General features: G+C 60.4%; 15 protein-coding genes. 5 read left to right on the plus strand and 10 right to left on the minus strand.

Annotated features, from left to right (window positions below; genetic code table 11):
- Nucleotides 1-3: 3 nt before the first annotated feature.
- Nucleotides 4-1,194: a GTP-binding protein gene (locus ACT53S_RS15400; protein ID WP_476067635.1), complete on the minus strand. Its 1,191-nt coding sequence runs from the start codon at nucleotides 1,192-1,194 to the stop codon at nucleotides 4-6.
- A gap of 90 nt (nucleotides 1,195-1,284) precedes the next feature.
- Complete coding sequence (znuA, locus tag ACT53S_RS15405) at nucleotides 1,285-2,319, minus strand: zinc ABC transporter substrate-binding protein ZnuA (protein WP_476067636.1); 1,035 nt, start codon at nucleotides 2,317-2,319, stop codon at nucleotides 1,285-1,287.
- Nucleotides 2,320-2,420: 101 nt separating this feature from the next.
- Here znuA and ACT53S_RS15410 point away from each other — a divergent pair, with 101 nt between their 5' ends.
- From ACT53S_RS15410 to ACT53S_RS15420, 3 genes are read left to right on the plus strand one after another with little or no spacing between them, the layout of a single operon-like run.
- Entirely contained in the window at nucleotides 2,421-3,383 is a 963-nt protein-coding gene (locus ACT53S_RS15410) for an ATP-binding cassette domain-containing protein (protein WP_476067637.1), read from the plus strand.
- A complete protein-coding gene (locus tag ACT53S_RS15415; RefSeq protein ID WP_476067638.1) occupies nucleotides 3,376-4,191 on the plus strand; it encodes a metal ABC transporter permease in 816 nt (271 codons plus the stop codon). Before ACT53S_RS15410 ends, ACT53S_RS15415 begins: the two co-directional genes overlap by 8 nt.
- Before the next feature lie 13 nt (nucleotides 4,192-4,204).
- Nucleotides 4,205-4,603 (plus strand): Fur family transcriptional regulator, encoded by a 399-nt coding sequence (locus ACT53S_RS15420; protein WP_113377648.1) that lies wholly within the window; start codon nucleotides 4,205-4,207, stop codon nucleotides 4,601-4,603.
- A gap of 3 nt (nucleotides 4,604-4,606) precedes the next feature.
- On the opposite strand, the gene ACT53S_RS15425 is transcribed toward ACT53S_RS15420, so the two are convergent.
- The 6 genes from ACT53S_RS15425 to ACT53S_RS15450 all read right to left on the minus strand — a co-directional run bounded on the left by ACT53S_RS15425 (nucleotide 4,607) and on the right by ACT53S_RS15450 (nucleotide 9,746).
- Nucleotides 4,607-5,134, minus strand: coding sequence for a gamma carbonic anhydrase family protein (locus ACT53S_RS15425; protein WP_476067639.1), 528 nt, complete (start codon nucleotides 5,132-5,134; stop codon nucleotides 4,607-4,609).
- 14 nt (nucleotides 5,135-5,148) lie between these two features.
- On the minus strand, nucleotides 5,149-5,421 hold the full coding sequence (locus ACT53S_RS15430; RefSeq protein WP_476067640.1) for a hypothetical protein: 273 nt from the start codon (nucleotides 5,419-5,421) through the stop codon (nucleotides 5,149-5,151).
- Nucleotides 5,422-5,469: 48 nt separating this feature from the next.
- A complete protein-coding gene (locus ACT53S_RS15435; RefSeq protein ID WP_476067641.1) occupies nucleotides 5,470-6,963 on the minus strand; it encodes a serine hydrolase in 1,494 nt (497 codons plus the stop codon).
- A gap of 74 nt (nucleotides 6,964-7,037) precedes the next feature.
- Nucleotides 7,038-7,784: a hypothetical protein gene (locus tag ACT53S_RS15440; protein ID WP_476067642.1), complete on the minus strand. Its 747-nt coding sequence runs from the start codon at nucleotides 7,782-7,784 to the stop codon at nucleotides 7,038-7,040.
- Between the two features lie 247 nt (nucleotides 7,785-8,031).
- Nucleotides 8,032-8,643: a transglutaminase-like cysteine peptidase gene (locus ACT53S_RS15445; RefSeq protein ID WP_113377484.1), complete on the minus strand. Its 612-nt coding sequence runs from the start codon at nucleotides 8,641-8,643 to the stop codon at nucleotides 8,032-8,034.
- Nucleotides 8,644-9,134: 491 nt separating this feature from the next.
- Nucleotides 9,135-9,746 carry a PilZ domain-containing protein gene (locus tag ACT53S_RS15450; RefSeq protein WP_113377485.1) on the minus strand — a complete coding sequence of 204 codons (612 nt, stop codon included), beginning with the start codon at nucleotides 9,744-9,746 and terminating at the stop codon, nucleotides 9,135-9,137.
- A 167-nt stretch (nucleotides 9,747-9,913) separates the two neighbouring features.
- Here ACT53S_RS15450 and ACT53S_RS15455 point away from each other — a divergent pair, with 167 nt between their 5' ends.
- Both ACT53S_RS15455 and ACT53S_RS15460 read left to right on the plus strand, forming a co-directional pair.
- Entirely contained in the window at nucleotides 9,914-10,666 is a 753-nt protein-coding gene (locus ACT53S_RS15455) for a rhomboid family intramembrane serine protease (protein WP_476067643.1), read from the plus strand.
- A gap of 115 nt (nucleotides 10,667-10,781) precedes the next feature.
- Nucleotides 10,782-11,216, plus strand: a complete 435-nt coding sequence (locus ACT53S_RS15460; RefSeq protein ID WP_113377487.1) for a CBS domain-containing protein — start codon at nucleotides 10,782-10,784, stop codon at nucleotides 11,214-11,216.
- Nucleotides 11,217-11,261: 45 nt separating this feature from the next.
- Here ACT53S_RS15460 and ACT53S_RS15465 read toward each other — a convergent pair whose 3' ends face one another.
- Nucleotides 11,262-12,218, minus strand: coding sequence for a patatin-like phospholipase family protein (locus ACT53S_RS15465; RefSeq protein ID WP_174238518.1), 957 nt, complete (start codon nucleotides 12,216-12,218; stop codon nucleotides 11,262-11,264).
- 82 nt (nucleotides 12,219-12,300) lie between these two features.
- The gene (gene hisI, locus ACT53S_RS15470) at nucleotides 12,301-12,753 is read right to left on the minus strand and encodes a phosphoribosyl-AMP cyclohydrolase (protein WP_113377489.1); all 453 of its coding nucleotides are present in this window, start codon (nucleotides 12,751-12,753) and stop codon (nucleotides 12,301-12,303) included.
- Nucleotides 12,754-12,762: the final 9 nt, after the last annotated feature.

Consider the following 12,762-nt stretch of genomic DNA (forward strand, 5'->3'; position numbering starts at 1 on the left):
GCCTTATGCCCAACGAACGAAGGGGTCGGGCAGGCCTTCCCAAGCCGATGGCGTGAAGCCGGTCGCGGGCACGAGGCACGCATCCAGATCCGCCATGATCTGCTGCTGGTCCATCGGATCGGCGCCGATAAAGACGATTTCCTGACGCCGGTCGCCCCATTCTGGATCGAGATACGGCGCCATCGCATTCAAGAATCCAGGATCGTCGGGCCAACGTGATCGGGGCACCGAAGCCCACCACTGGCCCATGCGTGTCGTGCGGACCATGGCGCCGGCCTGACTGAGTTCGCCGACGTGATGCGGCCGCGTGGCCAGCCAGAAGAAACCTTTCGCCCGGATGACGCCCGGCCAAGAGCGGTCGAGAAAGGCACGCAGTCGTGTCGGGTCGAAGGGGGCGCGGGCACGGTAGACGAACGACCGGATGCCATATTCCTCCGTCTCCGGGACATGATCCCGGAAGCCATGCAACTCCTGAAACCAGCGAGGATGGGTCTCCGCCTTGGCGAGGTCGAAGAGGCCGGTTCCCAGGATATCGCGGGGGTCTACCCGGGCGAATTCGGTCTCGATGACACGGGCACCGGCGTTCAGCCCCCCGATGATCTTGCGAGCGGCATCCAGTTGATCCGGACTTGCGGCACCCACCTTGTTGAGAATGATGACATCGGCGAACTCGATTTGCTCGACGAGAAGATCGACGAGCGTCCGGTTGTCGTTGTCGCCGGCCGTCTCGCCCCGGTCTGCGAGAAAATCGCTGGAGGCGTAGTCGCGCAGCAGGTTCGTCGCATCGACGACCGTCACCATCGTGTCGAGCCGGGCAATGTCGGAGAGGCTGCGCCCGTTCTCGTCGCGAAAATCGAAGGTCGTGGCGATCGGCAGTGGTTCGGCGATACCCGTGGCTTCGATCAGCAGATAATCGAAACGGCCTTGTTCCGCGAGCTGCCGCACTTCTTCCAGGAGGTCGTCGCGCAGCGTGCAACAGATGCATCCATTGCTCATCTCCACCAATTTTTCCTGGGTTCTGGAAAGCGCGGCCTCTCCACCGCGAACCAGAGCCGCATCGATATTCACCTCGCTCATGTCGTTGACGATCACGGCAACCCGCAGGCCCTGCCGGTTGGCGAGCACATGGTTGAGCAGGGTGGTTTTCCCGGCGCCAAGAAAGCCGGACAGGACAGTGACGGGAAGCTTCTCCATGGATGCTCCTTTTAATGTAATAACATTACCTAAGGGGAAACGAAAAAAAGGCGAGGCCAAAGTCTCGCCTTCCGGGTTGGAATGTGTCGATTAGTGCGACAGGCAGTTGGCGATCGAGGTCGACAGGTTGCGCATCAGCTGGCCATAAAGGGCCGGACCTTCCGTGAGCGCACCACCCTCGGGATCCAGTGTACCGGATCGGGCCTGTGTACCTCCGGTGACCACATTGATGAGCTTCGGCTCGAATTGCGGCTCGGCGAACACGCAGGCGGTGCCCAGTTCCGAAATTTTCGCATGAATCTGGGACAGGCGTTCGGCGCCGGGCATGCTTTCGGGGCTAACGGTGACGGAGCCGGCGACCCGAATGTTGTAACGCTTCTCAAAATACTGATAGGCGTCGTGGAAAACGACGAATGGCTTGTCGGCAACCGGGGCAACAGTTGCCGCAATCTCCTTGTCGAGCGCATCGATTTCGGCATTGAGGGCTGTCGCATTTGCCGCGTAGGCCGCCTTGTTGGCGGGGTCGACCTTGATCAGCGACGCAGCGATGGCGGATGCCATTGCTTTGGCATTTGTCGGATCGAGCCACAGATGCATATCGGTGCCGCCGTGCTCATGCTCATGCTCATGGTCTCCCTCGCCAGCGGCATCATGGTCATGGGCCTCTTCGCCATGCTGATCGTGGCCTTCTTCCTCGTGTTCGTGATGCTCGCCTGCGGCATGGTCCCCGTCTCCGTGGGCATCATGGTCATGCGCTTCGAAAGCGCCACCCTCGCGGAAAGGCAGTTTCACCAGACCGGGTACATCCTCGAGCTCCACCACCTCAGCCTTTCCTGCCAGCGCGTCGAGCGGCTTTTCGAGGAATGCTTCGAGGCCCGGTCCAAGCCAGAACACGACGTCCGCATTTTCGAGCGCACGCGCATTGGAAGGCTTCAGCGTATAGGTATGCGGCGACGCCGCGCCTTCCACGATCAGAGTTGGGTCTCCGACCCCTTTCATGATCGAGGCAACGAGCGAGTGGATTGGCTTGATGGAGACGACCACCTGCGGTTCTGCAAGCGCTATGGCCGGCGAAATCAGCAGAGCGGCGGCAGATGTGGCCAATCCGAGACGGGCGTGTAGCATGGAGATGTCCTTTGCAGCGGTAATGTAATACTATTACATTCGTTGCGTAACGCTATAACGTGTGGCATAGCTGTCCGCAACATGAATTTTCCGAGACATGCATGACAGGTTTGAAAACACGGGACCCGCAGCCATTGGTATCGCTGGCGGGCGCAGGGGTCTATCGCAACGGACGCTGGCTTGTCCGTGGCGTTGATTTCACGGTGCGCCCGGGTGAAATCGTCACGCTGATCGGCCCGAACGGTTCCGGAAAGTCCACAAGCGCGAAGCTCGCGACTGGTATCCTGCGGGCCGATGAGGGTCGCGTGGACCGTAGGGCAGGGCTGCGCATCGGTTACGTGCCCCAGCGTCTTGCCATTGATTGGACAATGCCGCTCACTGTCCGGCGCCTGATGACGCTGACAGCGCCGCTCTCCGCGGACGACATCGATCATGCGCTCGATGCCGTCGGCATCCGCCATCTTGCCGGCGCCGAGGTGCAGCATCTCTCCGGCGGAGAATTCCAGCGCGCCCTGCTCGCCCGCGCCATGGCCCGCAAACCTGACATTCTCGTCCTAGACGAACCGGTCCAAGGGGTCGATTTCTCCGGTGAAATTGCCCTTTATGATCTGATCACCTCGATCCGGAATGCCACGGGATGCGGTATCCTCTTGATCTCCCATGACCTGCATATCGTCATGGCCGAAACCGATACGGTCATCTGCCTCAACGGCCATGTCTGTTGTCGCGGCACCCCGGCCGCGGTCAGCAGCAGTCCGGAGTACATGCGCCTTTTCGGCGACAAGGCAAGCAGGACGCTCGCCGTCTATAGCCACGACCACGATCACACGCATCTGCCCGATGGCCGTGTTCTGCATGGTGACGGCAGCATCACGGACCATTGCCATCCGGAAGACGGACACCATCACACCGCAAAGGGCAGCGACGCTGGCGGTCACGGGGACCATGGCCATGAGCACAAGGATCACGATCATGCCCATGGCCATGACCACGAACATCACCACGATCACGTTCATGACGTGGTGAGCGGCGGCGATGGGCCGAAGGAGCATCGCCATGCTTGATGACTTCTTCCTGCGCGCCATGTTGGCCGGCATCGGTCTCGCACTCACGACCGGGCCGCTTGGCTGCTTCGTCATCTGGCGTCGCATGGCCTATTTCGGCGACACCATGGCACATTCGGCCCTGCTCGGTGTGGCACTGTCCTTGTTCTTCTCGCTCAACCTGATGCTGAGCGTCTTTGTCGTCGCAGCGCTTGTATCGCTGATCCTGATCGTGCTGCAGAAACGCCAGGGGCTCTCCGCCGATGCGCTGCTGGGCATCCTCAGCCATGCCACGCTCGCCATCGGCCTTGTGATGGTGGCCTTCATGTCCTGGGTCCGTTTCGACCTGATCGCATTTCTGTTCGGCGATATCCTCGCCGTCACGCCCACGGACGTCGTAATCGTCTGGGGCGGAGGTGCCGTGGTGGTGGCCTTGATCGCCTATCTCTGGCGCCCGCTGCTGGCCGGGACCGTCAATGCGGAACTGGCGGAAGCCGAAGGCATGAACCCGGAGCGCGCACGTATCGTGTTCATGCTGCTCATGGCCCTGGTGATCGCGATCGCCATGAAGATCGTCGGCATCATGTTGATCACGTCCCTCCTGATCATTCCGGCAGCGGCCGCGCGCCGTTTCGCGGTCTCGCCCGAGGCCATGGCCGTTATCGCATCGCTGCTCGGTGCAGTCGCCGTGATCATCGGTCTGTTCGGCTCGCTCACCTATGACACGCCATCCGGTCCCTCGATCGTCGTGGCGGCCCTTTTGCTCTTCCTGATCAGTCTGTTGCCGCGCCCGCGGCTGACGACAGCTGACGATCGCACGCGAGGCTGACCTTATGTCGAAGATGTCTAAGACCGATCTAACGCGAAATCAGTCGCTTGTATTTGACAGCCTCGTCGAGGCCGATGGCCCGCTGTCCGCTTACACCCTGCTCGATCGTCTTCGCGATCAGGGGTTCCGGGCCCCGCTCCAGGTCTATCGCGCGCTCGATAAACTCGTCGAATTCGGCATGGTTCACCGTCTGGAGAGCCTGAATGCCTTCGTTGCCTGCGCCCATCCGCATGAGGGCTGCAGCAGTCACGGCACGGTCGCCTTCATGATCTGCAGCAAATGCAGCCAGGTCGCGGAATTTCATGATCACGATGTCGATCATCACCTGGACGACATTACGCGCAAATCCGGCTTCAAGGCGGAAAAGACCACGATCGAAATCCGAGGTCTGTGCTCAGCCTGTGCGGCCTGAGCATCAGATTGCCTGAAGCTCCCGCGCAAATCGCTGCCAGTTTGCGACGTAGTTATCAGCGGAGAGCCTGAGCCGCGCAGCGCCTTCCTCGTCAATCGCCCGGACAACCCGCGCCGGCTGTCCGACGATCAGCGAATTGTCCGGGAAGACCTTTCCTTCGCTCACCAGCGCATTGGCACCGACAAGGCAGTTGTTGCCGATGACGGCACCGTTCAGGATTGTCGCGCCCATGCCAATCAGTGAATTGTCACCGATGGTGCACCCATGGATGATGGCGTGGTGCCCGATGGTGCAACCTGCGCCGATGCGGGTGGGGAAGCCGAGATCCGTGTGGATCATCACACCGTCCTGGATATTGGTTCGAGCGCCGATTGTGATCGGATCATTGTCGCCCCGAAGGACGGCGTTAAACCAGATACCGACATCGTCGGCGATCCGCACGTCGCCGATCACCTGGGCGCCGGGAGCGACCCAGAACCGGGACTCCGGCGGCACTTGCGGGCTCTTTCCTGCGAGCGCGTAGAGGGCCATGTCCGCCCCCGATGTCAGCGAAGACGAAGGATGACCGGATAGCGCCCGGCTTGCGCCCCGACATGAAGATGGATGTTGGCTTCCGGCTGAGAATAGCGCCAGGCACGAGCGCCATGCGAGAGGAGAAGACCGATCAGGTCCTTTGTCTTCGAGCGCTTCTCGCGGCCGCCAATCTCGGCAAGCCGAAAGGCTGCCTCATGCAACGGGTGCAGGACATGGGACGCCGGCAAAACACCGCCGTTGTCCTGGTCGTCGACCTTGCCGATCCGAAAATCTTTCGAAGCCATCGTCTTATTCCTCGTACACAAATACAAATCGAGGTTTCGCTGCTTCGCTTACTGGGCCGCAGCCCAGCAACCGATACCTTTTCGTTTCAACTGCTTACAGGCGTTGACCGCGTCCTTCTGCTCGTCGAAGCCGCCGAACCGCGCCCGATAGATCTCCTGAGCTCCAGCATTGTAAGCGACCGTGAAGGGGGTGGCGGAACGCAATACCTTTCCGCCCTTCTCTTGCGCATTGCGCAGAAGATCCATGGCCAGCGCCTTGTCGGGCGAGGTCCCGATCTGAATGATCCAGCCGGAAACAGGCTTTGTGGATGCCGTGGTCACCGTGTCGACATCCGGCGGCGTGGCGGAGGCGGCGGCGACGGATTGCGTGGCTTCCGCTGGCGCCACCATGGCACCGCTGTTCGGCATGTAGGCGGGTGCCGGCTGGGGTACGGGCACGCTGTTCGTCGTTGCAGCAGGCGCGACGGGACGAACTGCATCGAGCGCAGCCGTCGCCGCATTGCCGGCAGACGACGAGACATATGCCGAAGCCTGGGTGACACCGGCATAACGCGGATCCGGCATTGGGCCGGTCTGCGGCAGGTTCGGATGACCGCCGTCGAGCGTGGCGACGGCTTCCGCCGGAGCGACAGCTACCGGCGTTTCGACCTTGGCGACGAGATCGCCCGAGGACCGTCCAGCCGACGCCTGGGGAAGGTAGCGCTTCACCAGTGCTGTCATCTGTGCATTGCGGCGTGCGCCCGACGATGCACCGAGGATGACGGCGACGATGGAGCGGCCATCAGCCTGAGCGGAGGTGGCGAGATTGTAGCCTGCAGCACCGGTATAGCCGGTCTTGATGCCGTCCACACCACGGACGGCGCCGAGCAATCGATTGTGGTTGCCGATCGTCTGCTTGCCGAAGTTGAAGCTGCGGGTCGAGAAGTAGCCGTAATACTGCGGGAAGTGCTGGCGCAGAGCGATGCCGAGGCGTGCTTGGTCGCGCGCCGTGGTCATCTGCGCTGTATTCGGAAGACCATGCGCGTTGCGATAGGTCGTCTTCGTCATGCCGAGGCTGCGCGCCTTGGCCGTCATCATCTGCGCGAAACGCTGCTCCGACCCACCGAGATATTCGCCGAGCGCCGTGGCAACGTCATTGGCGGAACGGGTCACGAGGGCGAGGATTGCCTGCTCGACGGTGACACTGCGACCGGCGCCGACGCCCAGCTTTGATGGCGGCTCCTTGGCGGCATTCTTGGAAATCGGAACCTTGCTGTTCAGCGAGATGCGACCGGCTTCGAGCGCCTCGAAGGTGAGGTAGAGCGTCATCATCTTGGTGAGCGAGGCAGGATAGCGCAGGCTGTCGGCGTCTTCGCTGTAAAGAACCTTGCCCGTCTTGGCGTCGATCACGACACCAGCATATTTGGCGGCGTTCGCACCGGACGGGGTTGCAAGCGCGGCAAGAACGACCGCGATGAAGGCGATCACGACTCCGCGAATTGGAGCGGCAAAGGTGAGGCTTCCCAGAACTTTATGCACCACGATACTCTTTGAACTGTTCATTTCAAACCGGACGCTCTCTCCCCCGGTCGCGACCATCAGGCCGCGACTTTAGGATGTGTGCGTTACCAAGAGGTTTATGATGAATGTTTTGTTGATGCGGTGGGCGGCATTTTAGCCGTTCCGCCCGATGAGACTGTGTCTGTACGCTGTTGCACATATGCCCTGACGGCTGCGTCAATCCGCTCCCATTCGGGCAGGAGCCGGCTTGAGAAGCGGTACAGGACCGAGAGATCGGACCCCACGTGAATATCACGTTGGCAATCGCTGCTGCTTGCCAGTTTGTCCTCGGTCGGTATCAGGCACCGGACTGCGTAGATCGAACCGTCCGCAGCTTTGGCCGTCAGCAGAACCTCTCCTTCGAAACCGGTCCCGGCCTTGAACCGATGGAGCTCCAGTCCGCCAGGGCCGGACTCTGCCGGTCCTGTAATAAGATGCCGGTAGATCGGCTCGACCCTGCCCGACATGTCGCGAGACATCGTGCTTTGCGATATCTGCAGGAACAGAAGGGATTGCGGCTGGCTCAAATCGTCGAAGGCGAGGCGTCGAGCCTGACTGTAGCCCTCCATCGACGGCCAGTGCAGTTGCAGATCCACGCGCTCGGCGGGTCCGCTCCGGCGTTGTGCTTCAAAGCGGATCGTGTTCGAGGTCAAGTGCACGAGGTCCCGCCCGATCGCGATATCCTGGACATCAAGGCTGTCGCTGTGGCCTGCAAGGGCCAGCTGCGCGCCATACATTCGGCCATAAATGTTGATGCCGAGAGAGGCGAGCGCAAGGAGCGCGATCGTGATGACGCAGGCCAGGAGGAAGCCGGCAGACAGCATCGGCGTTTCTCCTCGCTCGTCGAGATTGCTCGTTCCCACCTGCATGCCGCGCTCCCGTCAGGTTCGCGCGCAGCGCGGCCTGAATTCATGCGGTCGAGAATTCCATCAACATGGTTAAGGTCAGGTTAAGGGGTGCGTCAGGCAAAAAGAGAGCCGGTCCCGGTTGGACGGGACCGGCTCAGATGGCTCCGGTCGGGGGACGGGTATGCGGGGGACGGACCGGGCCAAAGCTCTGAATCGAAATTCCTTAGTTCGAGTTCACGCTGCCGACATAGCTCGTGCGCCCATCCTGAAGCTTCACCCAGCGGCTGGGGTCGGTCGAGGACTGGCGTTTGAGGTAGGTGTATTCCGTGTCCGACCACAGCAGCACCTTGTTGCGCATGTTGTCGAGGATGAAGTCCCCGTGATCGGTCCGTACAGTCAGCACGGCATGTCCTTCACCGCTCGGCTGCAAGACCACGGTGAGCAGAAGATCTGTCGGGTCGAAGCCGCGGTCGATCAGCATCTTGCGCTTGAGCAGAGCGAAGTCTTCGCAATCACCAACCGTGCGCGGATAGGCCCAGCGCTCCTCGACGCCGTAGATCTCCATGTCGGTCAGCGGCGTGATCGAGGAATTGACGGTGTAGTTGACCTCAAGCATGGCCTTCCAAAGCGGCTCTGTGAGGTTGAGCGGACCGGTGTCATTGAACTTGCCTGCGCATTCGGCGGCATAGGTCTGACAGAATTCATAATGGCCGATCGGCGGGTTCGCCTTGCCGATCACCTCCATATTCGCTGGTGTGGCGTGAGCCTGCCAGCTGAGGGCTCCCGCAAGCGCGGTGGCCAGAAATCCAATACCGAGAGTTTTCTTTGTTGTCATTGTTTGTCTCCTGGTTACGGGGACAGTAATGACAGATATAATTTGAGCGACCGCGAAAATGGGCGCCCGTATTTGAGTATAAGACTTGGAAAATCAGATCATTATTAGATTTATATTTGAAAAAAATAAGAATTAAACTTTCGGAATAATCGAGTAAAATTTTCGACGTATTTGACGCGTTTCACCGAGCGGCTCTTGGATGTGACGAAATAACGAATATAAATCAGCTGCTTATTGTTTTCGGTGCCCGCATATCGTCTTCGTGTGCTGACGCGTGTACGCATCCGTCTGGCGTTCGCTTGGCTTGCGGCAATCTCTTTCCATGAGGGTGGGCGCCCTTAATGGCTTCCGGCCACCCGAAGCAGCCAAAAATTTTTTTTGAGAGTTGTTTCGCTTTGGTACGTCATGAGCGACGCTCCACAGCGAGCGCCATGAAAAAGGCGCCGCGTGTTTCCACGGGCGCCCGGACGCAGCTTGTGGTGGTCGATTTCTCAGAGGAATTCGGTGAGGGCTTCGCGCGACTGGAGCGACAGGAACTCGATGGCCACGCCTTCCATGAAGTGGCGCACGACGCGTCCGCGCATATTGCCAAGCCGGACGGGGGTGCCGATCGGCGGGCGAATGTCGATGTCCACAGCCGCGCCCGAAAGCGAAAGGTCCATGAGTCGGCATGGATAGGTCTTGCCGTCTTCAAGTGTCAGTTCGGTCAGGACCTGACGCGGGGTAAGGCGGTCGTGGCGGCGATCTTCGGGCAGGCCGAGCTCGTGCTTGTTGGCAATCCAGGTCAGCTGCGCCGCAAGCTTCTCGCGCTTGCGCGCGGTCGCCGTCAATTCGATGATGAAGCCGTCGTCCAGGATCTTCGACACAGTGCCTTCAAGGCGACCGAGATGATCGATATAGGCGATCACGCGTTCGTTGGTGCGCGGACATCCGGCGCACACGAAGCGCGCGTCGCCCGGAGACATGTCGATCACTTTGCAGACGTATTCTTCATAATTGGCGAGCATCAGCCTGCCCTGCAGGTTGACCGCAACGCGTTGGAAGGCGCGCTGCTGCCCCGGCGAAGCAACCGTATTGCTGTGACTGGCCTGCGAAGAATACATCATGAGCGATCTGTCTAATCCTCTATGATGGAACCTTAGTCCGGCAGCCGTTAACATATCGTTTGCTTTCCTGTTTACCGGCGCGCCCGGATGACTGCCGACAAGGGCTATCTCTTGCCGAGATAGTCGTTTAACAGGAAGGCCGCACAGCATCTCGGGAGCCGGCCATGTCGGACGATCCAAAAGCATTCGACGAAACAGTGGACGGTACGCCTGTGCCACCGCAAGACGAGGCTGTCGCGCGTGACAATCCGCCGATCTTCAACCTGCCGATGGGCGTGCTTGTGTCGCTCGCGTTGATCTGCGGCATCTATGCGTTGCAGGCACTGGTCTTTCCGGCCTCCGTCAACGACTGGATCACGTTCGAATTTGCCTTTGTGCCACTGCGCTATGTCTATCCTTTGGGCGAGCAGTCCTTTGCCTGGCTCTGGTCGCCGGTCACCTATTCCTTGCTCCATGGCAGTTTCCAGCATCTGGCTTTCAACAGCCTGTGGCTTGCCGCCTTTGGCACACCGGTGTGCCGGCGCATCGGTGAGTTCCGCTTCGTTGTCTTTTGGATTGTCACGGCGGTCGCAGCCGCTGGCCTTCATGCAATCGTCAATTGGGGCGAACCATCGGTCATGGTCGGGGCCTCGGGTGTGATCTCTGCGCTCATGGGTGCAGCCTGCCGATTCGCATTCGGCGGTCGTCTGCGGCTGACGAAAGCCGGCCGCGAACCGCCTTTGTTGACGGTCCCGGCAGCTCTTTCCGATCGCACGGTGCAGATCTTCGTTCTGGTCTGGTTCTTGGGCAATGTCGCGGTTGCGGTCGGGCTGCCCCTGATGGGAACGGATGCGGGGAATATCGCCTGGGACGCCCATATCGGTGGCTTCCTGATGGGCTTCTTTGGTTTCGGGCTTTTCGACCGCCGCCGCGGCTGAGAGCCGGCCCCCGAATCCGCATATTGCAATCTCCTTGATTAACAGGCACCATTTTCGGGCGCGGACCCGGGGGAGGGGTTCGCGCACGCACAGCGTCCAATGCGAGGAGGAAATCATGCCTGCATCAGCCAGAAGCATACTCGAGCAAAAAGGCCGTAACGTTATCACCATCAGCCCGAGCGTTACGCTGGGCGAAGCAGCCCGCGTTCTTGACGACAACAAGATTGGTGCCGTGGTTGTCGTTGGGGTGGAAAACAGGATCGTCGGAATCTTCACCGAGCGCGACGTCGTTCGTGCCCTCGGCTCCGCTGGTCGCGATGCCTTCGATCAACCCGTGTCGAGCTTCATGACGGCAAACGTCTATCGCTGCCGGGAGGAAACGACGGTGGACGAGTTAATGGAAATGATGTCGAGCCGACGTTTCCGTCACGTCCCGGTGGAAGACGCCGGAAAGCTCTCAGGCATCATCTCGATCGGGGACGTCGTAAAGTCGCGCATTCGCGAGATCGAGGCCGAGGCCGAGCATATCAAGGCCTATATCGCCGGCTGACATAAACCATCTCAGGCGCGGGCGTGGCGGAAGTCTGCCCGCGCGTTACCGAAGCACGGCTTCCTGCATGCGGCGAATCTCGCTGACGCGCGATTTTGCCTCGTCATAGCCGCGTTCGATCGCTTCGCCTGCCCGGTGAAATTCGGAAAGGCCGATATCGTTCAGCCGGGGGTGAAGCGCTAGATCCGGCGGATCCCCGGCAAGACGTGCACGGGAGATGCGGTCCTGAATGATATTGAAGGCCTGCACCATGACGCCGGTCAGTCCGACCTTGTTCGGCGCGCGCTCCTCGACCGCCTGATCCGCTGGAGCCGACGCCTTGTGCTTGACCACCGCAGACCGCCCAAACACGTCGTAGTGGAGGTTAACGGCCATCACGAGTGGCTGTTCGTAGGACCGGCACACAGAGACGGGTACGGGATTGACCAATGCGCCATCGATCAGTGTTCTGTTGTTGCAGCGAACCGGTTCGAAAATCCCGGGCAGGGCATAGGATGCCCTGAGCGCGGTGATCAGATTGCCGCCGTCGATCCAGACTTCATGGCCGCTGTTCAACTCCGAAGCGACGGCCACGAACGGCTTCGGCAACTGCTCGACCGTCAACCCTTCGAGATGTTCCTGCATGCGTTTCGTAAGGCGCATGCCGCCGAGCAGGCCGCCACCGCCGATTGTCAGATCGAGCAGTGAAGCGATGCGACGCATTGTGAGCGAACGGGCGAAGGCCTCCAGTTCGTCCAGCTTCCCGGCGAGATAGCATCCGCCGACGAGGGCCCCGATCGATGTGCCCGCAATCATGCCGACTTCGATGCCCTCTTCGTCGAGGGCACGCAAAACCCCAATATGCGCCCATCCGCGCGCGGCTCCTCCGCCGAGCGCCAGGGCGACTTTGGCCTTGTTGTGGCTGGTGACAGGGACAGATGATCCCGATCCCTGAGCCGCACCATCCCTGTTCGGCTGTGCCAGATTGGCGCCACCGCCTGCCATCAAACTCCAGTTCAGCATCTCCGCATACCCCATTCGCTGAACACTCCGAAGGACATTAGGACACTGTCTGCTTACGAAATCGTTAGAGTGATGCAGGTCCTCAGGCGCCGTAGATCGTGTCGGGGTCGAAATGGCGATGGTCGTCTGCAACCGTCAATGTCGGCTTGCCGTCCTCAATGCTCGCGGTCCGATAGAAGCACGAACGGCGCCCTGTGTGGCATGTCGCATCATGACCGGCGACCTCGACTTTCAGCCAGATGGCATCCTGGTCGCAGTCGACCCGGATCTCCTTGACTGTCTGAAGGTTGCCGGAGCTTTCGCCCTTCTTCCAGATCTTGCCGCGCGAGCGACTGTAATAGTGGCCGATCCCTGTCTCGAGGGTCAGTGCGATGGCCTGCGCGTTCATGTGCGCGACCATCAGCAATTCGCCGTCGCGCGCATCCGTGACAACGGCGGTGACGAGGCCGTGCGCATCGAATTTCGGCGTAAAGGCGAGGCCCTCTTCGAGAAGGGTCTTGTCGGGCGAGGGGCTGTCGAACGTGATGGGTTGCATGAAATCGTC

Source organism: Allorhizobium sp. DMC15, assembly GCF_056314065.1.